19 protein-coding genes, 1 tRNA gene and 2 pseudogenes are annotated in these 23020 nt (G+C 36.5%); 17 read left to right on the top strand and 5 right to left on the bottom strand.

What is annotated here, in order from left to right; all coding sequences use genetic code 11:
- Both DEX24_RS14835 and DEX24_RS14830 read left to right on the top strand, forming a co-directional pair.
- A pseudogene (locus tag DEX24_RS14835) lies at nt 1-116 on the top strand (transposase); the annotation flags it as partial.
- A gap of 365 nt (nt 117-481) precedes the next feature.
- Nucleotides 482-802 (top strand): hypothetical protein, encoded by a 321-nt coding sequence (locus DEX24_RS14830; RefSeq protein WP_109307197.1) that lies wholly within the window; start codon nt 482-484, stop codon nt 800-802.
- A 442-nt stretch (nt 803-1244) separates the two neighbouring features.
- Here DEX24_RS14830 and clpP read toward each other — a convergent pair whose 3' ends face one another.
- The gene (gene clpP / locus DEX24_RS14825; RefSeq protein WP_109307196.1) at nt 1245-1832 is read right to left on the bottom strand and encodes an ATP-dependent Clp endopeptidase proteolytic subunit ClpP; all 588 of its coding nucleotides are present in this window, start codon (nt 1830-1832) and stop codon (nt 1245-1247) included.
- Nucleotides 1833-2011: 179 nt separating this feature from the next.
- Between clpP and DEX24_RS14820 the strand changes: the two genes are divergently transcribed.
- A tRNA-Arg gene (locus DEX24_RS14820) sits at nt 2012-2083 on the top strand.
- Between the two features lie 261 nt (nt 2084-2344).
- Nucleotides 2345-3742: a polysaccharide pyruvyl transferase family protein gene (locus DEX24_RS14815; RefSeq protein ID WP_109307195.1), complete on the top strand. Its 1398-nt coding sequence runs from the start codon at nt 2345-2347 to the stop codon at nt 3740-3742.
- A gap of 211 nt (nt 3743-3953) precedes the next feature.
- Here the strand turns inward: DEX24_RS14815 and DEX24_RS14810 are convergent.
- Both DEX24_RS14810 and DEX24_RS14805 read right to left on the bottom strand, forming a co-directional pair.
- Nucleotides 3954-4151: pseudogene (locus tag DEX24_RS14810) on the bottom strand (transposase); the annotation flags it as partial.
- A 199-nt stretch (nt 4152-4350) separates the two neighbouring features.
- Nucleotides 4351-5265: a TetR/AcrR family transcriptional regulator gene (locus DEX24_RS14805; protein WP_109307194.1), complete on the bottom strand. Its 915-nt coding sequence runs from the start codon at nt 5263-5265 to the stop codon at nt 4351-4353.
- 175 nt (nt 5266-5440) lie between these two features.
- On the opposite strand from DEX24_RS14805, the gene DEX24_RS14800 reads away from it, so the two are divergent.
- From DEX24_RS14800 to glsA, 10 genes are all read left to right on the top strand, one after another.
- On the top strand, nt 5441-7084 hold the full coding sequence (locus DEX24_RS14800) for a DHA2 family efflux MFS transporter permease subunit (protein WP_186819626.1): 1644 nt from the start codon (nt 5441-5443) through the stop codon (nt 7082-7084).
- A gap of 309 nt (nt 7085-7393) precedes the next feature.
- Nucleotides 7394-7627: a glutaredoxin family protein gene (locus DEX24_RS14795; protein ID WP_109307193.1), complete on the top strand. Its 234-nt coding sequence runs from the start codon at nt 7394-7396 to the stop codon at nt 7625-7627.
- Nucleotides 7628-7853: 226 nt separating this feature from the next.
- Nucleotides 7854-8885 (top strand): sugar-binding transcriptional regulator, encoded by a 1032-nt coding sequence (locus DEX24_RS14790; protein WP_109307192.1) that lies wholly within the window; start codon nt 7854-7856, stop codon nt 8883-8885.
- Between the two features lie 25 nt (nt 8886-8910).
- Nucleotides 8911-9915, top strand: coding sequence for a type I glyceraldehyde-3-phosphate dehydrogenase (gene gap / locus DEX24_RS14785; RefSeq protein WP_109307191.1), 1005 nt, complete (start codon nt 8911-8913; stop codon nt 9913-9915).
- Between the two features lie 128 nt (nt 9916-10043).
- On the top strand, nt 10044-11228 hold the full coding sequence (locus DEX24_RS14780) for a phosphoglycerate kinase (RefSeq protein WP_109307190.1): 1185 nt from the start codon (nt 10044-10046) through the stop codon (nt 11226-11228).
- 88 nt (nt 11229-11316) lie between these two features.
- Nucleotides 11317-12078 (top strand): triose-phosphate isomerase, encoded by a 762-nt coding sequence (gene tpiA / locus DEX24_RS14775; protein ID WP_109307189.1) that lies wholly within the window; start codon nt 11317-11319, stop codon nt 12076-12078.
- Nucleotides 12071-13597, top strand: coding sequence for a 2,3-bisphosphoglycerate-independent phosphoglycerate mutase (gpmI, locus tag DEX24_RS14770; RefSeq protein ID WP_109307188.1), 1527 nt, complete (start codon nt 12071-12073; stop codon nt 13595-13597). The genes tpiA and gpmI overlap by 8 nt, the downstream gene beginning before the upstream one ends.
- A gap of 20 nt (nt 13598-13617) precedes the next feature.
- Nucleotides 13618-14913: a phosphopyruvate hydratase gene (gene eno / locus DEX24_RS14765; RefSeq protein ID WP_109307187.1), complete on the top strand. Its 1296-nt coding sequence runs from the start codon at nt 13618-13620 to the stop codon at nt 14911-14913.
- 268 nt (nt 14914-15181) lie between these two features.
- Nucleotides 15182-15331, top strand: coding sequence for a hypothetical protein (locus DEX24_RS17285; RefSeq protein ID WP_170112965.1), 150 nt, complete (start codon nt 15182-15184; stop codon nt 15329-15331).
- A 345-nt stretch (nt 15332-15676) separates the two neighbouring features.
- A complete protein-coding gene (gene glsA / locus DEX24_RS14760; protein WP_109307186.1) occupies nt 15677-16612 on the top strand; it encodes a glutaminase A in 936 nt (311 codons plus the stop codon).
- A 45-nt stretch (nt 16613-16657) separates the two neighbouring features.
- On the opposite strand, the gene helD is transcribed toward glsA, so the two are convergent.
- Complete coding sequence (gene helD / locus DEX24_RS14755; RefSeq protein WP_109307185.1) at nt 16658-18994, bottom strand: RNA polymerase recycling motor HelD; 2337 nt, start codon at nt 18992-18994, stop codon at nt 16658-16660.
- 206 nt (nt 18995-19200) lie between these two features.
- Complete coding sequence (locus tag DEX24_RS14750) at nt 19201-19977, bottom strand: IclR family transcriptional regulator (protein WP_109307184.1); 777 nt, start codon at nt 19975-19977, stop codon at nt 19201-19203.
- A gap of 194 nt (nt 19978-20171) precedes the next feature.
- Here DEX24_RS14750 and kduI point away from each other — a divergent pair, with 194 nt between their 5' ends.
- Genes kduI through DEX24_RS14735 form a run of 3 tightly spaced genes read left to right on the top strand, consistent with a single transcriptional unit; the run spans nt 20172 to nt 23013 of the window.
- Nucleotides 20172-21002, top strand: coding sequence for a 5-dehydro-4-deoxy-D-glucuronate isomerase (gene kduI / locus DEX24_RS14745; protein WP_109307183.1), 831 nt, complete (start codon nt 20172-20174; stop codon nt 21000-21002).
- 25 nt (nt 21003-21027) lie between these two features.
- Complete coding sequence (locus tag DEX24_RS14740) at nt 21028-21984, top strand: C-terminal binding protein (RefSeq protein ID WP_109307182.1); 957 nt, start codon at nt 21028-21030, stop codon at nt 21982-21984.
- Nucleotides 21985-21999: 15 nt separating this feature from the next.
- Entirely contained in the window at nt 22000-23013 is a 1014-nt protein-coding gene (locus DEX24_RS14735) for a TRAP transporter substrate-binding protein (RefSeq protein WP_109307181.1), read from the top strand.
- Nucleotides 23014-23020 lie beyond the last annotated feature (7 nt).

The following is a 23020-nucleotide window of genomic DNA, read 5'->3' as shown; positions in this document are numbered from 1 at the left end:
TTCCACCAATTCGTATGTTCAAATATTTACTCCTAAAAGCAATTCATGACTTATCAGATGCCGATCTTGTCGATCGTTCTAAATACGACATGTCCTTTAAATATTTTCTAGACATACTACTTTGATAATGAATTTTATTGAATAGAAATATAAGAAATAGATGTGTATGTAGCATGATGTATTTGATTTTAGTTGGAAAGGAAGTTGAAAGAACGCCATCATATTGCCTACTATTATTTGATGAAGGAGTTTTTTGATATAAAAGTGAAAAAAGCTTCATTGCTCACTAACTTACACTTTTATACCAAAAAATCCCTTAAATTGTATGAAATACTGTGCTATTTTCTGCTAAATTTATAGAAAAATTTTCTATTTCACGTCTAATTGTTGCAAAAAACAAGAATATTTAAGTCTTTCACTACTTGAATTAATAAATCATCATGCTAAACTAAAGCTACTTAATCTTTAGGAGGAATATATAATGGAAATTACAATTGTTGCTCATGTGCAAACTGAAAATCAAAATGAAGTGGTAGTAGACTTAGCTATTTCAGAATTAATCGATTATAATCTTGCGCGTGATTTCCAAGTGAAAACAATTTTACGCAATCTTGGTCATACAAATGTAGCACCAGTTCCAACTGATAACATCGACGTATTTACCGCAACTAGCTTATTTGAGGGTCAAGAAGTAGCTAGTAAAATTCTTTTCCGCAAAGCACTAAGAGCAGGGAATATCGGTTCTAAATCAGGTGATTCATTTTTTGAATTAAATGAATTAATAAATGTCGTCAATAAATAAAGTAGACAATATATAAAAATTCAAAGCACTGCATGCCAAGAAAAATCTTCTTGGTCTGCAGTGCTTTTTTTTTGATGCTATTATATAGGTTGAGGTTTTAAAATAGTAGAAATAACAATACACAAAAGAAGACATAGAAAAGTACAGGTTCACCCATTTTTATATACTTAAAAGGCTGAATAATAAGTAAGTGAAAGATCTTTTGATCACGAAAATCAAAGAAATAAAACGATATGCATAGGGTTATAAGCAGTTTGAGCAATTTAGAGCCAAAAGACGAGTAGCAATAAAATACAAAAAGATTGGTTACATCTGGGTTATATTGAAAAAGGTGAACGAAACTGAAAATCCAATTTCATTCACCCGAGTATGTGACACAGAGGCTTATAAATAGAAAACAAGCTCAGCAACATGGCGTGTCACTGAGCTTGTCTTCTATTATTTATTTTTCGTTGCGAATCATGATTTTATCGATTAAGCCGTATTCAACAGCCTGTTCAGCAGTCATGAAATTATCACGGTCTGTATCTTTTTCAATCACTTCAACTGGTTGACCAGTACGTTCAGCAAGGATTTTATTTAATTTCTCACGTGTTTTTAGGATATGGCGGGCTGCAATTTCAATTTCAGTCGCTTGTCCTTGTGCGCCACCTAATGGTTGGTGAATCATAATTTCAGCATTAGGTAATGCGAAACGTTTGCCTTTAGCTCCAGCTGTTAATAGGAATGAACCCATTGAAGCGGCCATACCCATACACATAGTTTGAACATCAGGTTTGATGAACTGCATTGTGTCATAGATTGCCATACCAGCAGTTACGCTACCACCAGGAGAGTTGATGTATAAGAAGATATCTTTTTCTGGATCTTCAGCTTCTAAGAATAGTAATTGTGATACGATTGCATTAGCAACATTATCATCAATTGCACTTCCTAGCATGATGATACGATCCTTTAGTAGGCGAGAGTATATATCATAAGCACGCTCTCCACGATTTGTTGTTTCTATTACTGTAGGAATTAAATTCATTTAATTCTCCTCCGTTCATTCTAATTGCTGACTGTATCAGCGATAACTCTATTTTACATTGGTTGGTCAAGAAAGGTCAAATGAATTGTGTTAATCATTTGAAATGCTGACAAATAATAAAGCAATGGTTGTCAAAGTGTTTTTATATTTGTATAATAAAATAGAAAGACTTTCACGACGCCCCAGTAGTTTAATGGATAAAACATAAGATTCCGGTTCTTAGGCTGGGGGTTCGATTCCCTTCTGGGGCATAAAAGTAAGCCAATTTAGCATGAAAAGCTAAATTGGCTTTTTCAATTGTAATTTTTCCCTTTAATCACAATAATTAAACAATATAATACAATCTAGTTAAGTTTCTATATTAATTGGATTAAGAACATTACATCTATATTATAAATACATGAAAATAGCACTGAAATTCCCAATAGAGGGTATGATAAAATATAGAGGTAATCAATAGTGAAAAACTCCATTACAATAATAAAGTACATGATCTGAAAGGGGATTTATTGATGAAGCGCTATTTAATTAGAAGTGGGATGTTACCGACTGATGTCTTTGACGCCGCATATATTTTAGCAAATAACTCAATCGGAGGGAATGTAGGAAATTTAATATATGCGTATAGTGTATATAGAACATTAACTACCGAAGATGTTGAATTTATACCTGATTATTACCGAGTAAATCAAAGTGATGCAAGTTATATAAATGACAATTATGATGCATATATTATTCCTTTAGCGGATGCATTTCGTCCAGAATTTGAAAAGGTTTTAAAAACATATACAGCGCTAATCAATAAATTAACGATACCTGTTTACGTCATAGGCGTTGGTTTACGAGCTGATTTTGAGCCGGACCTCACTAAGACAAATGATTTTGATGATACAGTCAAAAAATTTGTGAAAGCTGTACTCAATAAATCGTCAATGATTGGTGTGCGCGGAGAAATCACTTCCAAATACTTATCTAATCTAGGATTTAGAGAGGGCATTGATCACTTGGCTATAGGCTGTCCATCCATGTATGCTTTCGGAGAAAATCTGAAAATTAGAGATACTAAAATTACGAAGGATTCCATTGTAACAGTCAATTCATCAAAACTATCTCCAGACAATGTCTTAGATTTTATTACGAGAAGTCAAAATGAATTTGAGAATCATTATTTCATTCCGCAATGGCTAAAAGAATTGCGTCTCACTTATTTAGGTGGGCCAAATCTTGGGAACCCAAAACCAAACTACCCAAGCTTTAGTACAGATCCTGTTTATCAGAATGATCGTGTACGTTATTTCCTCAATGCACAATCTTGGATAGATTTTATCGGCAAAGCAGATTTAAGCTTTGGTGCACGTTTACATGGTAATATTACGGCGACAATTGCTGGTACACCGAGTATTATTATTCCAAAAGATGGACGCATGCGTGAATTAACGGAATTTCACTCATTAAATAATATATGGGCAAAAGATATCACGCCTCAAACAAATATTTTTGATTTAGTTGAAAAAAGTGATTTCCATAGTTGTGAAAGAGTGCACGCGAATAACTTTCAACGTTATTTAAATTTCTTAAACAAAAACAACTTGGATCATATCTATAAGGAATCTACGAACCCAACAGTTATTCCATTAGATGAGCAACTTAAAACGTTGGATATGGCGCAGCCGCTAAGAAGTTTTGTTGATTTATCAGCAACTGAGATTCGTCAGCGTTATGATCGTTTTTATAATTTATCGATGGAAACAAGCGATGAAAAATTACGTAAGGAGCGCCGAATCGTAAAAGAACTTCAAAAAACGACGGAAGCTCAAAAGATTAAAATCAACTATCTTGAAAGAACATTAAACCGTAAAGCGGTGAAGATGGCTTTGAAAACAGCCAATATATTTGCCAAATCAAAATAAGCAATAGAACATCTAGTTTTTGCAATAAGTAATATGAGTGAAGAAAAAACATTCTTTTTAAAATAGGCGTGTGAAACTTCATGAATGTTCTTTTCAAGTAATTATAATAGAATATAAAAATGGATTATAAGCCGAGGTAAAAGGCTTATAATCCATTTTTTTGGCTCTGTGTCAAAGGTTGGGGTGAATGAAATTGGATTTTCAATTTCATTCACCCCAGATGTAAACCAACTTCTTTATACTTTAATGTTAGTAAGATCTTCGCTCTCAATCGCTCAAATCGTTTATAACCATATGCATGTCGTTTCATTACTTTCGTTTTGTTATTAATACCTTCTAAAAAGCCATTCGAATAACAAAAAGCGAAGCTATTTAAAATCTCAGTTTGCCAATTCTTCATCGTTTTAATCCTGGAATAGTCATGCTAGACTTCATATAGCATAGTTCACCTTTCTCCTCTTACTTATTATTCAGCATTTTAAGTATAGAAGATTGGGTGAACCTGTGCTTTTTTCTGTCTATTTTTAGGTATGTTTATCATGATTAAAATAAATAGTGCGTTACTTGTCGGCGGAAAGCTCTCGCTATTTATATAATAGAACCTTTTTTTATTTTAGAGCTTCCGCCTCATCTTTACGAGCACGTGTTATTTGCCAAACGCCATTAGCAATTGCGATGGCTTCTGATGCATGATTGGATTTACGGAATGTATCGTAAAATTTGAATGCGACTGTGCTAATAATATAGTAGCGTGGGTTTGGTGAACTGAATTCTTCAATTAAACAATCGGTAAATTCAATACAATCATCTGGTGTAGTAGGTTCGAGATTTTTTCGGAAACCTTTTAATTGATCAATAATATCCGACTGACTTGGTATAATATGATCTTTGTTAGCGTATATATAACGTTCCAAACTTGGACCAAGATAGCTATCTTTATTTTTTATCAAAGATGGAATGATAGAATCGAGTTGACGAAGCGCATAGTGAGAGGCATCGACAGGAGAGGGACATTCTGATTCAGGAGCGTGTGTGAGCGAGCCGATATGCAGATGTTGATTAATCATACCAAATAGTAAAATTGTTGCATCATAGCGATAAGGACGGATTTTTTCGCCATAGACATCAATCATTCTGCCCGATAACCATTCCATTTCACGGATATGGTATTGTTGTACGGTTTTTTTTAATTCTTTGTCGCCTGAATGAAGGATTGATTCGAAAATAGGTAGCAAATTTCTTTCACGATTAACTTGCATAATCGTCGAAATTTGAGAAGCTAAGACTTTTTTATCGTCCAAATCCTTTCCGATTAAAAATTCTTGCTTGCGAATGGCAGCTTCTTCACTACCAATATCTAAAATTGCGATTAAACAATCCTGTTTTGAGGAAAAGTAATTGTAGAAAGTTCCTTTTGATATATGTGACTCATCAAGAATGTCTTGGATCGATGTACTAATAAAGCCTTTTTCGGCAAATAACTTTGCACAAGCAAGTATTACCTGTCGTTTTCTATTGTTCATTTTCTCACCTTTTATGTTTGTATTGTACTTCTATTCTATATATAAAATGCTTTAATAGCAATGGAATTGGACTTTTCGGTTTTTTTTGTTGCTAAAATTGGACTATGAGTATATTATATTAAAAGTAATCTTTTTTTTTGAACGAAATATACTATCGCAGATGAGGGATCGACTAATGAATATGGAAGAATTACAAAAAAAACCGCCATATGCAATGATTGTACTATTGTTTATAGGAGCGTTTGTAGCACTATTAAATAATACATTATTAAATGTGGCATTGCCATCAATCATGGCAGATTTTAACGTTGAAGCTTCTACAGTCCAATGGTTAACAACGGGTTATATGCTTGTATCGGGTGTTCTTGTACCGGCCAGTGCATTTTTAATCACAAGAATCAAAAATAAAACACTATTTATAACATCGTTAGCAATTTTTACAGCAGGTACAGCACTTGCAGTATTCGCAGATTCATTTAGCGTATTGTTAACAGCTCGTATGATTCAAGCAGCGGGTGCAGCAGTAATGGGTCCATTACTAATGAATATTATGCTTGTATCATTCCCAATCCAAAAACGTGGTATGGTCATGGGGATTTTTGGCCTAGTTATGATTACCGCACCAGCTATTGGACCAACGCTATCAGGTTGGATCGTAGAAACATATGATTGGCATGTATTATTCGAAATGATCTTACCGTTAGCGGTTATTATTTTAATCGTTGCCATCTTCAAATTCAAAAACATTATGGAAACACGTAAAGTTAGCTTAAGTGTCTCTTCACTTATATTGTCTACGATCGGTTTCGGTGGTTTATTATACGGTTTCAGTACAGCTAGTTCTGCAGGCTGGGGCGCATTTGAAGTATGGGGTACAATTGCACTTGGTGCGATTTCATTAATTGTATTTGTCCTTAGACAAATCTTTATGAAAGAACCAATGTTGAACTTTGCTGTTTACAAATCACCAATGTTTGCTCTAGGTTCTGCTATTTCAGTGGTATTATCTATGGCTATGTTTTCAGGAATGATTTTAACACCAATCTACCTACAAAATATTCGCGGATTTACACCGCTTGACTCAGGTTTACTTATGTTACCAGGTGCGATTGTGATGGGCTTAATGTCACCAATAACTGGTAAATTATTTGATAAAATCGGTCCAAGAGCGTTAGCGATTACGGGACTGGTCATTATGACAGTTGCAACCTATTATTTATCACAATTAACTGTGCATACAACATTTACTTACTTAATGGTTGCCTATACAATTCGTATGTTCGGTATGTCAATGGTTATGATGCCAGTAATGACAAATGGTTTAAACCAATTGCCACAACAGTTAAATCCACATGGTACTGCTATGAACAATACGCTGCAACAAGTATCTGGTGCAATTGGTGCTGCCATCATGATTACCATCATGTCTCACCGCACTAAAACTGCATCAGCTGGTATTGAAGATGATGTGAAATTAAAAGTTGCAGATAAAGTAAAAGATCGTATTACTGAACAAGTAACAGCTAAAGCTACTGAAGCTGCTCAAGCGGGTACGCCGATGTCTAAAGCAGATCTTGCAGCATACGCTAAACAATTATCTGAAGACCCAAGTATTCTTAAATATGCAGCTAAAATGGGTAAAGATTTAGCTGATCCACTTGTTAAAAAAGCAATGGTTGAAGGGATTAACTTCTCATTCCTTATTGCTATGTTCGTGACAATCGTAGCGATTGTGCTAGCATTCTTCTTAAAACGTGTCGTTGTACCGGGTCACAAAGTGCCAACTACAACACCAACAGCACCAAAAGAAGATCAATAAATATACTTCAATGACAAGAGGCTGATCCAAAACCTTAGCCAAAAATAAAAGGAATACCGCATCTGTAAATGCGGTATTCCTTTTTTGTTTGTCCATTTATTTTCATTTTAGCGATTAAAATAGTTTTTAGTAGAGTTTCACTATTAAATAAGCACATAGAAAAAGCAACATGCTTTTGAAAGAACCAAATAACGCCCCAAATATTTGAGATAGAACCTTTTTATTTTATAAAGAAAGGCATTATAGTTTGTAAAATTGTGAGTTTCTTCTATAATATAGTCAAACAATGAATTGTGAAGGAGAGCGCATATGATTACGTATTACAGTCGTCCAGATTGTCGTCTTTGTGAAGAAGGTTTGAATTTACTAAAAATAATTCAAGAAGAGAGAGCTTTCACAATTGAGATTGTAAACATTGAAGAAGATGATGCCTTGCATGAAAAGTATATGATGCAAATACCAGTTGTGGAGCAAAATGGTCAAATTGTCCAATCGGGTCTTCTCGATTTTATGACGCTTTATGAAGAAGTTTTGGCAGATTAATCGAGTGGGTGCAAAATAGTAGCTGTGCTAAAATGACAATAAAGCGAAATTCTACACAAGCTATTGTTTTGTAACTACTTTGTCATAATGTGGGATAAGATTCTACCCATTATTGCAATGTACGGACAACCTTGTTATACTAACAGTAGGAAATATTTTTTTATATCAAGTGGGACGGAAAATAATCTTATGGGTTATTAAATGTCCTATGAAAAGGGGATATCGAATGCTGTCATTAACTGAAGCACAATTAAAGATGCTACCGGAAATGTCGGAATCATTACAAATTCGTTATCGAATCTTACAGATGGTTCAAATGCTTGGCCCGATTGGACGTAGATCTTTATCGGATAGTCTATCTTTGCCGGAGCGAGAAGTACGTAAAGAAACGGACTTACTTCGCGAACAGCAATTATTAGATGTTAGTCGAACAGGTATGACAATTACAAGCGTGGGTATTCAAGTGTTAGAAAAACTAAAACCACTTGTTTACGAATGGTCGGGCATTTCAGACCTTGAAATTCAACTTCAAAAGATTTTTGGTATCCAAAAAGTAATTATTGTTGACGGTAATTTAGATTCAGAGCCGTCAGTAAAAGCTTTAATGGGTGCTGAAGCAGTTGAAGAGCTTGAAAACTATGCGAAAGCTGGGGATATTGTCGCTGTTACAGGTGGTAGTACAGTAGCCGCCGTCGCCAATGCAATTAAGCCTTCCTCCAAATTGAAGGATATGTTGTTCATCGCAGCAAGAGGTGGCATGGGTGTCGACGTTCAAATGCAGGCGAATACCATCGCTTCAAATTTTGCAACAAATTCAGGTAATGACTATAAAACATTGTATTTACCAGAGTATTTAAGCGAGGCAGCTTACAACGCGATGAAAGAAGAACCAATCGTTGTTGAGATGATCGAGCTATATGAAAAAACTTCTATTGTTATTCACGGAATTGGAGCGGCAAATGAGATGGCAGACCGCAGAAAGTCGTCATCAAATGAACGTTTGGATCTTGAAAAACAGGGTGCAGTTGGTGAAGCTTTTGGTTATTACTTTGATGAACAGGGTAAAGCAGTACAAAGGATAAGGACAGTTGGATTACAACTAGAGCAGGTCAAAAAATGTCCCACTATTCTTGCTGTTGCCGGTGGTGCCAAGAAAGCGAAAGCGATTTTGTCGTATTTTAAAAATGCGACAAAGCAAACAATTTTTATTACTGACATGGCAGCGGCGCAGCAAATGTTTAAGATCATTCAAAAATAACTACAACTTATTGGAGGAATAGATTATGACAATCAAATTAGCAATTAACGGTTTTGGACGTATTGGACGCTTAGTTTTCCGCACAGCTTTACAACGTGAGGATATCGAGCTAGTAGCAGTAAATGATTTAACGGATGCAGCAATGCTTGCACACTTATTGAAATATGATTCTGTACATGGTTCAATCGCCAACGAAGTTAGTTCTGACGGTGAATATTTAGTAGTAGACGGTAAAAAAGTACGTGTTTATGCAGAAAAAGATCCTGCACAACTTCCATGGGGTGACTTAGGAATCGACATCGTAGTTGAATCAACTGGTATTTTCACTAGCCATTCTGCAGCAAACAAACATATTGAAGCAGGCGCTAAGAGAGTCATCGTATCTGCTCCAGGTTCAGATATGCCAACATTTGTAATGGGTGTTAACCACACTGATTACAATGCAGCAACTGATTTTATTGTTTCGAATGCATCTTGTACAACAAACTGTCTTGCACCAGTTGCAAAAGTTCTTGATGAAAACTTTGGTATTAAACGTGGTATGATGACAACAATTCACTCTTATACAAATGATCAAAAAATCTTAGATTTACCACATAAAGATTACCGCCGCGCACGTGCAGCAGGTCAATCAATGATTCCAACAACTACTGGTGCAGCAGCAGCAGTTGCAAAAGTATTACCACAATTAAAAGGTAAATTAGATGGTATGGCAATCCGCGTACCAACACCAAATGTATCTTTAGTGGATTTAGTTGCTGAATTTGATAAATCAGTAACTAAAGAAGAAGTAAATGCAGTATTAAAAGCAGCTTCTGAAAATGAACTAAAAGGTTTCTTAGAATACAGTGAATTACCATTAGTATCAATTGATTATAATGGCAACACAGCTTCTTCAACTGTTGATGCTTTATCAACAATGACGTTAGAAGGCAATCTTGTGAAAGTATTAGCTTGGTATGACAATGAGTCTGGTTATTCTACTCGCGTTGTAGATTTAGCTGAATATATGGCAAAACAAGGTCTTTAATAAAAATAGTTAGCCATTTACATGACTTAACGTATATAATGAATTTTGGAAAAAGAGGAGAAGTCATAAACTACTTCTCCTTTTTTTATGATAACCATTGAATATAATTATTTAGGAGGCTTTCTAACATGAATGAGAAGAAATCTATCAATGATGTAGAAGTGGCAGGCAAACGCGTTTTCGTACGTGTAGATTTTAATGTTCCAATGGAGGATGGTAAAATTACTGACGATACACGTATTCGTGCAGCGCTTCCAACGATCAAACAATTAGTCGATTCAGGAGCAAAAGTCATCTTGGCAAGTCATCTTGGTCGTCCAAAAGGTGAAGTTGTTGAAGATATGCGTCTAACGGCTGTAGGTGTTCGACTTGCTGAACTTTTAGGAAAGCCTGTTACAAAATTAGATGAATCAATCGGGGATACGGTTAAACATACAGTGAATGCTATGGCTGATGGGGATGTCGTATTGCTTGAAAATGTTCGTTTCCACAAAGGTGAAGAAAAAAATGATGCACAGTTAGCACAACAATTCGCTGAATTGGCAGAACTTTATGTCAATGATGCCTTTGGTGCGGCTCATCGCGCTCATGCTTCCACTGCTGGAATTGCAAACTATTTACCAGCTGTATCAGGTCTTCTACTACAAAAAGAATTAGATGTTTTAGGGAAAGCTCTATCAACACCAGAACGTCCATTCACTGCAATTATCGGCGGTTCTAAAGTAAAAGATAAAATCGGCGTAATCAATCATCTGTTAGAAAAATGCGATAACTTGATTATCGGTGGTGGACTTGCGTATACTTTTGCTAAAGCTAAAGGTTTTGAAATTGGTAACTCACTTCTTGAAGAAGATAAAATTGAGTTAGCTAAAGAATTCATGCAAAAAGCAAAAGATAAAGGTGTGAATTTTTACACGCCAATTGATACGGTTGTAGCAGATAAGTTTTCAAAAGATGCCACTATTAAAGTGGTGGATGTTGATGCGATTCCAGCTGATTGGATGGGCTTAGATATTGGTCCAAAAACAACTGAGTTGTATGCAAAAGTCATTAAAGAATCAAAATTAATCATTTGGAATGGCCCAATGGGTGTATTTGAAATGGATGTTTTTGCAAATGGTACAAAGGGTGTCGCACAAGCAATGGCTGACACAGAAGGTTATACGGTGATTGGTGGCGGTGATTCAGCAGCAGCAGTTGAAAAGTTCAATGTTGCAAGTAAAATGGATCATATCTCTACAGGCGGTGGTGCTTCCTTGGAATTCATGGAAGGCAAAGACCTACCTGGTGTTACTGCTTTAAACGATAAATAATGAAACAGGCAGATTGAATTACCGAACCTTATAGGTACGACATTCGTCTGTCTCTTTACAATCAGTTATTTTAAGGAGGATATTTTCGATGCGTAAACCAATTATTGCAGGAAACTGGAAAATGTATAAAAACCAAGCAGAGGCACTTCAATTTGTCGAAGCTGTAAAAAATAATATACCATCAGCAAGTAAGGTAGAATCTGTTATTTGTGCACCTGCTGTTTATCTACAGTCTTTAGTAGTGGCAACAAAGGGTACAGATTTAGAGGTTGGTGCTCAAAACATGCACTATGAGGTAGAAGGTGCATTTACGGGAGAGATTAGCCCATCACAATTGGCTGATATCGTTGTAAAATATGTTGTTCTTGGTCATTCGGAACGTCGAGAATATTTTAATGAAACAGATGAAGCAGTGAATAAGAAAGCACATGCCGCTTTTGCACATGGTTTAACACCTATTATTTGCTGTGGTGAAACATTAGAAGAACGTGAAGCTGGTCAAACTGTATCGAAGGTCTCTTCACAAATTACAGCAGCAATCGCAGGCCTGACACCTGAGCAAGTAACGTCAGTAGTCGTTGCATACGAACCGATTTGGGCGATTGGAACTGGTAAAACAGCTACAGCTCAAGATGCCAATGAAACATGTGGTGAAATTCGTGCAGCGATTGGTGAAGCGGTGAATGACTATGTCGCTCAAGCTGTACGTATTCAATATGGTGGTAGCGTTAAACCAGCAAATGTTGTGGAATTATTGTCAATGGAACATATTGATGGCGCACTAGTCGGTGGAGCAAGCTTAGACGCAGCATCATATCTGAAATTATTGGAGGCGGGCGCAAATGCCTAAAAGACCGGTAGCACTTATAATTCTTGATGGTTTCGGCTGTCGTGATGAAGTATTTGGTAACGCAGTCGTACAAGCAAACAAGCCTAATTTTGATCGTTATTTTAAAGAATTTCCGCATACACAAATTTTGGCGTCTGGTGAGGCTGTAGGTCTTCCTGACGGACAGATGGGTAATTCTGAAGTAGGCCATTTAAATATTGGCGCTGGACGTGTTGTTTATCAAAGCTTAACGCGTATTGGTAAGTCGATTCAAGATGGTGATTTCTTTACAAATGAAACATTTTTAAAAGCAATTAATCATGTGAAGAAAAATAATTCAAAACTGCATCTGATGGGCTTATTGTCAGATGGTGGCGTGCATAGTCACTATGAGCATCTTTTCGCATTATTAAAGTTAGCGAAACAACAAGGGGTCGAGGATGTTTTCGTTCACGCCTTTTTAGACGGTCGCGACGTTGGCCCTAAAACAGCTATAAAATATGTAGAAGAAACACAGCGTCAAATGCAAGACATTGGTGTAGGGCAATTTGCAACCATCAGTGGTCGTTATTATGCGATGGATCGTGATAATCGTTGGGATCGTGAGAAGAAGGCCTACGATGTTATCGTTGATGGAGTCGGTCCAAAAGCACCGAATCCAATCGCTGGAATTGAAGCTTCTTACGCATCTAATGTGAAGGATGAATTCGTTGTACCATTTGTGATTGAAAAAGATGGTAAACCAGTTGCAACGCTTGATGATAATGATGCTGTGATTTTTTTCAACTTCCGTCCAGATCGTGCGATTCAGTTGTCAACGGCACTTACAAATCCATCATTTGATGGTTTTGAATTAAGTGCAAAACATCCAAAAAATATTGTATTTGATTGCTTTAAGAAGTATAGTGAAACTGTTATAGGCGATATTGCGTTCTATGATGATGATTTAAAAAATACTATTGGAGAAGTTTTATCACATGCAGGTTTACGCCAATTACGCATTGCAGAAACTGAGAAATACCCACATGTAACATTCTTTATGAGTGGTGGACGTGAAGCAAAATTTGATGGTGAAAATCGCATCCTTATCAATTCTCCAAAAGTAGCGACATATGATTTACAACCAGAAATGAGTGCCTATGAAGTGAAAGATGCATTAGTTGCTGAGATCAATGGTGACAAGACGGATGCCATTATTTTAAACTTTGCAAATCCAGATATGGTTGGTCATAGTGGAATGTTAGAACCGACAATCAAAGCAATCGAAGCGGTAGATGAATGCCTAGGCGAAATCGTCGATGCTATCCTTGCAAAAGGTGGAGCAGCGATTATTACAGCCGATCATGGTAATTCAGATGAAGTGTTGACGCTCGATGGTGACCCGATGACTGCGCATACGACAAACCCAGTTCCGGTAATCGTTACGCAACAGGGAATTACATTACGAGACACAGGTAAGCTATGTGACCTTGCACCAACAATGCTTAAATTATTAGAAGTTGAACAACCTGCCGAAATGACAGGAAAACCATTATTTTAATTAAAGGGAGATCATAAAACATGCCAATTATTACAGACGTATACGCACGCGAAGTCTTAGACTCACGCGGTAACCCAACAGTAGAAGTAGAAGTATTAACAGAATCAGGTGCTTTTGGACGTGCAATCGTTCCTTCAGGCGCTTCAACTGGTGAATACGAAGCAGTTGAATTACGTGATGGAGATAAAGCACGCTACCTTGGTAAAGGTGTTATGAAAGCTGTATCAAACGTCAATGATATTATTGCTCCTGCCCTAATCGGTGGCTACGCAGTAACTGAACAAGTCGAAATTGATGCTAAAATGATTGCACTTGATGGTACTGCAAACAAAGGTAACTTAGGCGCAAACGCAATTCTTGGTGTATCTTTAGCAGTTGCACGTGCAGCGGCTGAAGTTCACGGTCTACCTCTTTACAAATACATCGGCGGTTTCAACGGAAAACAACTTCCAGTACCAATGATGAATATCTTAAATGGTGGAGAACATGCGGATAATAATGTTGATATTCAAGAATTCATGGTTATGCCGGTAGGGGCGAAATCGTTCAAACAGGCATTACAAATGGGTACGGAGATTTTCCATTCATTAAAAGCTGTTCTTAAAGAATCTAATCACAATACTGCGGTAGGTGATGAAGGTGGATTCGCACCAAACTTAACATCAAATGAAGAGGCACTTTCTACAATTATGGTAGCAATCGAACGTGCTGGTTACAAACCAGGCGAAGAAGTACAATTGGCAATGGACGTTGCCGCTTCTGAAATTTACAACAAAGAAGACGGTAAATATCATCTTTCAGGCGAAGGCGTTGTAAAAACTTCTGAAGAAATGGTTGCTTGGTATGAAGAGATGTCTTCTAAATACCCAATCATCTCAATTGAAGACGGTCTTGACGAAAATGACTGGGCTGGCCACAAACTATTGACTGAGCGTATTGGTGATCGCGTACAATTAGTGGGTGACGATTTATTCGTGACAAACACGGAAAAATTATCACGTGGTATTGCTGAAGGTATCGGTAACTCAATCTTGATTAAAGTAAATCAAATCGGTACACTGACTGAAACTTTAGACGCGATTGAAATGGCGAAACGTGCTGGTTATACAGCAGTAATCTCTCACCGTTCAGGCGAATCAGAAGACACAACAATCGCTGATATCGCAGTCGCTACAAATGCAGGACAAATCAAAACAGGTGCCCCTTCACGTACTGACCGCGTTGCTAAATACAACCAACTATTACGTATCGAAGATGAACTTGGTCATACAGCAGTATTCCAAGGCCTAAACTCTTTCTATAACCTTAAAAAATAATTGATTTTATATGAAAAGCCTTCCCATTTAAGGGGAGGCTTTTTTTATAACGGTTCTATTATATATGGTGGGGTATCGAAACAATTCATGTTTTAGACAATTAGAAATAGCGATTGCTTACTACTTGTTTTTCGGCAGGAGTCTTCGCCATTTCTTTTAATCATGATAAACATACCTAAAAATAGACAGAAAAAAGCACAGGCTCACCAAATCTTCTATACTTAAAATGATGCATAATAAGTAAGGGTAGAAAGGTGAAAAATCCTATATGAAATCTATTATGACTATTCCAGGGTTAAAAGATGTTTTAGTCAACAAAATGGAAGAAATTGAGGGCAAGTCTACTCTTTTTTATAGAAATGCCGAAACGTTCACATATTTATCCGGCTTGTCAGTCCATTACTTCGAAAGTGCATGATGATCGCATACGAAAAATGAACTACTTAAAATGGTTTGAACGACTTATTCTTCTGTATTATAAGTGTCGACGCTCTATTTGTTCTTGTGGAAAATGTTTTTCAGAAAAGACAATTTCATTCCCCCTCGCATTTGATACGGAGCCAAAAAATACTAGGTGATTTTGATAGTCCTATTCGTATGACAGCTATAACAACTAATGATCAACTTCACAGAAATTGTCTGAAGAAAATAGCAGGGTTGGCCTATAATTTATGGTAGCTTATAGTGAGAATGAGTGATTTTCACATCTGTGATGGAGCGTGTTTTAGGGTATGGAATAAAAACGACAGGGAGAAGTGATTAAATGGAAGAACTTCAAAGATTGGTAGATTTGTGTAGACCACTTTATACGAGAGGGCAGGCAGCGAGTTATATTCCTGCATTGGCAGATAAGGATCCGTCCTTGTTTTTCGTGCATATAATTGATGAGCATGGTAAAAGCTTCAGTTCAGGTGATGTGACAGAAAAGTTTACATTGCAAAGTATTTCGAAAGTGATTAGCTTCATCTATGTCTGTGAAGAACATGGTCTTGATGAGGTATTGAAGCATGTCGATGTAGAACCAACAGGCGATTCATTTAATTCAATTATACGTTTGGAAAATACGTATTTAGGTAAACCGTTTAACCCACTAATCAATGCGGGTGCGATTACGGTAAGCTCCCTTTTAGTAGGGAATACCAAAGAACAACAACTTGTTGGTCTCTATAATTTCATATCGAAAATGACGGGTGTGGAAACAACAATTAATGAAGAAGTATATCAATCTGAAATAGTGACAGCGGATCGTAACCGCGCCATTGCTTATTATTTGAAGTCAAATGAAGTATTGGTAGGCGATGTGGAAGTAGCGCTCGATAATTATTTTCGACAATGTTCCATCGAGGTCGATGCAAGATGTTTGGCGAAAATTGGTCTTATTTTATCGAATGATGGCGTGGATCCACTAACAAATGAATATTTCTTTTCAAAAAAAATAGCGAAGGTCGCAAAAGCGCTGATGCTAACATGTGGTATGTATAATGCATCAGGCAAATTTGCAACCTTCGTTGGGATTCCAGCTAAAAGTGGCGTGTCAGGTGCTGTGTTAAGTATTGCAAATCCTGAGAGTATGGAAGGTTTAAGTGGAAAGATTGGTATCGCAACATTCGGACCAGCCATCGATGAAATCGGTAATAGTGTGACCAGTATCGCTTTCTTAAAAAAAATTTCAGAACAGTATGACCTGAGTATTTTTTAATAAAAAAAGCCCAAAGTCGTTATGAAAATCGACTTTGGGCCTCTATTATTGAATGAGACCATCGCGCAGAGCGTGCGAGATGAGTGGTGTCACGGGACCTAGGCTATATAGCTGTAGTTCGTGCATTGCACGCGTACAAGCTGTATAGAAAAGACGCAGTACACGCTCGTCACCATACTGTTTTGCAGAAGCATCGTAAATAATTACAGCTTCAAATTCAACGCCCTTCGCTAAATAACTTGGAATCACAACGGCACCTTCTTCATATTCTTGAGACCCTTTTGTAATCAGTTTTAGATTTTCAACGGAAGCCAAACCATGATCAGCAGCAATACTTTCTTCTGCTGATTTACAGATAATAGCGATGCTAACATAACCTTCATCACGTAGTGCTGCAATTTTAGAGGCTATTGAATGGTGTAACTCTTCCGTAGTAGCCACTTGTGTAAGGGTAGGTAACACACCTTCGCGATCAAAAGGAATGATGGAGGCCCCATTTGGTACAAGGCTACTTGTGAAATCGATGATTGGTTTTGAAGACCGGTAGCTACGTGTCATATTGACAATTGCCGTTTGTTCTTCGCCGTATAAACGGTTCAACCCATGGAAATCAATATCATCACTTGCGTGAGCAAAAATCGCTTGGTTAAAGTCCCCTAGAACGGTCATACTCGTTTCGGGGAACAGTCGTTTTAAATATTCGAATTGGAAAGTGGAGTAATCCTGTGCTTCATCGATGAGAATTTGTTTGATTGTGCGATTCGTACTAAATCCTTGAATAAGCGCACGCATCAATAGGAAAGGCGTAGCATCCTCATAGGATAAATGGTTATCAGTGAGCATGGCAAGTGTCTCACGGCAAATATCAGCCCATTCAGCGGGTGTTTCGCCAGATGTCCATCTCGTGATCGCCTGTGGATCAGCAAATAGTTGCGCATATATCGCTTTGCTATCAACAAATGAAAATGAATCGACAATGGTACGCAGCGGCTGCAAATGTTGTAATGTGATTAAGCGTGCAAGTTCCTCCGTTGTCACTTCATACTCATCAGCCTCTTCATTACGCAAACCATGTTTTTTCACTAAATGTTCTTTCGCTTTACGGTATGAATTTTCACTCAGCAACTCTACCTTTTCATGAACCCATGGCTCTTTCATTTCTGTTTCTAGCGTTTCTTTTAATAAATTGGTTAACCATTCTTTTAATAATTCCACACGATTAGTAAAGCGACTAGCCTCTGTATCACTATAAAAACGCTCGGCTATTTCTTTCCCAGTGATGAGTACTTGACCACGGAATGTTAAATCTTTGAAAATCATTCCTTCTATTTCTAACGCTTTACGATATGTTTCAATAGCCTCAAAAAATTGTGAAGATGCTTTGAACTTAATGCTTGCTACGCGAGTACGATGAATGGGGGAATCTTCCTGCGTTAAAATATACTCTAATTGTTCAAAGGGTGTTTCGACAGTGAAATCATCTTGTAGGCGTTCGTTCAAATATTCTTGGAAAGTTACTTGATGCATATTTTCTTCACCAAGTTCAGGTAATACATTCGAAACATAACTATTAAACATGGCATTTGGTGAGAACAGAATAATTTGATCAGCTGTTAATGTTTCCCGATACTTATAGAGTAAATAGGCGATGCGTTGCAAGGCAGCAGAAGTCTTGCCACTACCAGCCGCACCATGCACGACGAGTAATTTTTTATAATCATGACGAATGACTTGGTTTTGTTCTTGTTGAATGGTTGCGACGATGCTATTCATATGTTTATTGGTACCTTGACCAAGCACTTGTTGCAACACCTCATCACCAATCGTTAAACTTGTATCAAACATCGACTGTAAAATACCATCTTTTATTAAATATTGGTATTTTTTCTCTAGTGTCCCTGTGATAAAGCCATTTGGTGTTTTATAGCGTATTGGACCTGGTTCGAAATCATAATAAATGCTGGCGACTGGTGCACGCCAATCATAGATGAGGAAATCCTCCCCGCTGTCATCCATTAAAGAAGAGGTACCAACATATATTTCGTCGGTGCCAGGGAAGTCCTCCTCTGTGATATCAATACGCCCGAAATACGGTGAACTTTTCATCTTTTTCAACTTCTCCAAACGCTTTGTTGCAATGCGATGTGAACTTTGACTAACTGTCAATTCAACCGCCTCTTGGCGAAGTGCTAATACTGTTTCTAAATAATCATCAAATGAATCATCTGTATTAAAAGAGATTTCCTCTGTAAATTGTTTGCGAATATTGACGATATCTTCTTTTCGGTGAGCCGTTTCCTCCGTCAATTTCTCTATTTGCGTAGCGATTGTCGCCGCTACTCTGTCTATACGCTGCTGTTCCTTGTCGAATGCTGCGGTCATAAAACCACTCCTCTACATAACTTTATTTGACAAATGCTAAAAAATGATTTATACTATATAATAAGGGGTATACTAAATTTTTTATAACTATGTGTATCTATATAAATGTAACATACTCCTGTAACGAACGCAATGCTACGCCCATGATGGGTGTTTTTTTTATGAAAAAATCCAGAGAATCGATTCGATTCTCTGGATTTTTTGCATTATTTATGGAATTTTTCTCCTGAATAACCAAGTTGCAGTGAAATCTCCTGAGCGGCTTTTAATAATTGATTTGCCAGGGACTCCTCAATACGTTCTAGCGTTATATGAGTACTTAATCCAGATACGCTAAAACTGGCTATAATTCGCCCAGTGTAATCATAAATAGGTGCTGCGATACAACGGATTTCATTTTCATTTTCAATATTATCTAATGCGTAGCCTTGAGATCGAATTTTTTGGATTTCAACTTTGAAATCTTTACTCGTTGTAATTGTATTTTCAGTACGTTTAATAAATGAAATACGACTAATAATATCATCTAGTACAGTATTCTCTGTATCTGATAACAGCATTTTTCCAATGCCAGTACAATACATCGGTGCAGTGCTACCTATTTTTGAAGACATTTGAATTGGTTGATTACTTTTTATTTTATCAATATAGATAATTTTTTCATCATTTTCAATACATAGGTGCACTGTTTCGTTAATATCATCAACAAGTTTATGCAAAATAGGATTTGCCGTTGAAATGAGAGGAGAGCTCGATAAAATATTACGTGTTAAATATAATGCTTTAAAACTAATTTGATATTCTTCTGTCACTCGATTTTGTTTTACATAGTTTAATTCAATCAGTGTTGAAAGAAGTCTATGGACGGTACTTTTAGATAGGCCACTTTCATTTGCGAGTGTTGTGATTTTCATACCATCAGGATAATCTGATAAAAATTCAAGTAAAACGAAAGCTCTTTCAATAGATTGTACGATCGCCATGTTTATCTCCCCTTATCTTTCTTACATCTCATCATAAGTAATGAGTTACATTTTGTAAACTAACAATAAAAAAAAGTGAATTTTTTGAAAAAATACTAAATATGTATTGTAATTTGGAAGCGTTTCCACTTATAATATAAATTAATGGAACACAGTTCTACAATGTGGAACAAAAAAGAAGGAGAGATATTTAAATGAAGATTCTTTATGCACACCATCCAGAAGATGTAAAAAATTATACGACTGAGAAATTAAGAAGTGAATTTTTAATGGAAAAAGTATTTGTTGAAGATGAAGCAACACTTACTTATAGCCATGTGGATAGAATTATTTATGGAGGTATCTATCCAGTTTCAAAAAAAGTTAAACTGGATACTGGTAAAGAATTAGCCGCAGATTATTTTCTTGAAAGACGAGAAATGGGTGTTATAAATATAGGAGGTTCAGGTCGTATTGTATGTGATGGAACAGTTTATGACATTCATAATAAAGAAGCACTATATATTGGAAAAGAAACAAAGGATTTATACTTTGAATCTGTAAATAAAGACAAGCCAGCAAAATTTTATATCAATTGTTGTCCGGCACATAAAGTATATCCAACAACAAAAATAGATATGAAAAAGGCAAACCAAGTACCCCTTGGTTCAGATGAAACGATGAATAAACGTGTTATCAATCAATTTATTCATCCAGCAGTAGTCGATACTTGCCAGTTAAGCATGGGTATGACAGAACTGGCGGAAGGTAGCGGATGGAATACAATGCCTTGCCATACACATGAACGACGCATGGAAGTATACTTTTATTTTGATTTAGAAAAAGAGACACGCATCTTTCATTTAATGGGACAACCACAAGAAACACGACATATTATCATGTCGAATGAACAAGCAATTTTATCACCAAGTTGGTCCATTCATTCAGGTATTGGCACAAATAACTATACATTTATTTGGGGAATGTGTGGTGAAAACTTAGATTTTGATGATATGGATGCAGTGGCTATGGAAGATTTAAAATAAATCAAGTGATAATGAGGTATTTCCAATGAATATTATTATTTCAGATTGTGATCACGCAGATATTGCAATAGAGAAATCTGTATTTGCAAATGTAGGAATGACGGTACAATTACAACAAAATAAAACGGCTCAAGAAGTAATCGACAATTGTCAACAGGCTGAAGTGATTATTAATCAGTATGCCCCATTTACTGCAGAAGTCTTTGCTCAATTGCCTCATTTGAAAATGATCGTTCGTTACGGTGTAGGTGTGAATAATATTGATCTAGATGAAGCAACAAAGCATCATGTACAAGTATGTAATATACCTGATTATGGAACACAGGAGGTAGCAGATCATGCATTAGCATTGATGTTGACTTTAGTAAGAAAAACCTCTTTGATGACGAGTCATGTAAAAAAAGGTGAGTGGAATTATCAGAAAAGTATTCCAATTCGACGCTTGGCTGATCAAACCATAGGTATTATTGGTGTTGGAAGAATTGGGAGCGCTTTCGCAGAAAAAGTAAAACCTTTGGGAAGTCGAATTATTGCTTGGGATCCTTCAGCAGAAGCTAAAAAAAGAAAATTTGATAGTCAATTCATTGATTTTGTAAGTTTTGAAAAGGTGGTTGAAGAATCAGATATTATTTCGATTCATAGTCCTTTAGATGGCGCAGAATATCTCTTCAATAAAGAAGTATTGTTGAAAATGAAAAAAGAGGCTTATATTGTCAATGTTTCTAGGGGGGGAATTATTGATGAAGAAGCTTTATATGAAGTGATGCGTGCAGGGCATATTGCCGGAGCAGCCTTAGACGTACTTCAAAGTGAGCCAATCTCTAAAAACAACAAGTTATTGCAATTAGAAAATCTACTCATTACACCACATATGGCTTGGTACTCAGAACAATCAGGACAAGAACTAAAACGTAAAGTAGCAGAAGAATCTATACGATTTATTACAGGACAAAAACTGGAGTATCCAGTAAATAACTTATAAAAGGGGACGGGGAAAATGAAGAGATTGATCACATTCATGTTTGTAATTTGTCTAGGGGTATTGTTAACAGCATGCGGAGAAAAAGATACAACGAGTGCAGATGGTAAATCAGTAAAGGCAACGATATTAAAAGTTGCTTTTAACCAGGGAGAAGATCATCCACAATATGTAGCATTAAAGGATTTTGGAGAAAAGTTAGAGAAGCGAACAGAGGGCGCATACAAATTGGAATTATACCCAAATGAAACTTTAGGTGCACAACGTGAAGCGATGGAATTAACACAATCTGGAACAATTGCAATGTCAGTTGTTGCGGGTGGGTTATTAGAAAATTTAAATGAAGATTTTTCAGTGTTAAATTTACCTTATGTATTTACTTCTAAAGAGCATCAAATGTCAGTTTTACAAAATAAAGATATTGTAGGTGAATTGTTTGATTCATTAAAAGGTCAAGGTTTAATAATTGCTGGTGCATTCCACTCAGGTGAACGTAATATTTATAACAGTAAAAAAGCGGTAAACACACCTGCTGATTTAAAAGGAATGAAAATTCGTGTTATTGAATCAGATACGAACATTAAAATGTTAGCAGCTATGGGTGGTACAGGAACACCGATGGGTCAAGGTGAAGTATATACGGCAATTCAATCAGGCGTTATTGATGGCGGCGAAAACAATGAGCTGATTTTTGCGAATATGAAACATTCAGAAGTAGCGCCCTATTATTCATATACAAGACATTTAATGTTTCCGGATTATGTACTAGTAAATACGAAAATTTTTGATGGTATGTCAGAAACTCAACAAACAATTTTTAAAGATGAGATGGCAGCAGCTGTGAGTAAAGAAGTGGAGTTATGGAGTGCAGAAGTAGAGAAGGCGACTGCTACAGCGAAATCAGCTGGAGCGAAATTTAATGAAGTAGATGTTGAGTCCTTCAAGTCGGCAACCCAGGGTGTAGTAGATTCTAAATTAAACTCAGATACAGCAAAAGAACTTTATAAAAAAGTTCAAGAAGCTGCAAAATAATTGGCGG

This window comes from Kurthia sibirica (assembly GCF_003143975.1).
Taxonomy (GTDB): domain Bacteria; phylum Bacillota; class Bacilli; order Bacillales_A; family Planococcaceae; genus Kurthia; species Kurthia sibirica.
Note: the sequence above shows the minus strand (reverse complement) of the source record. Positions and strands in the feature narration are given on the sequence as shown.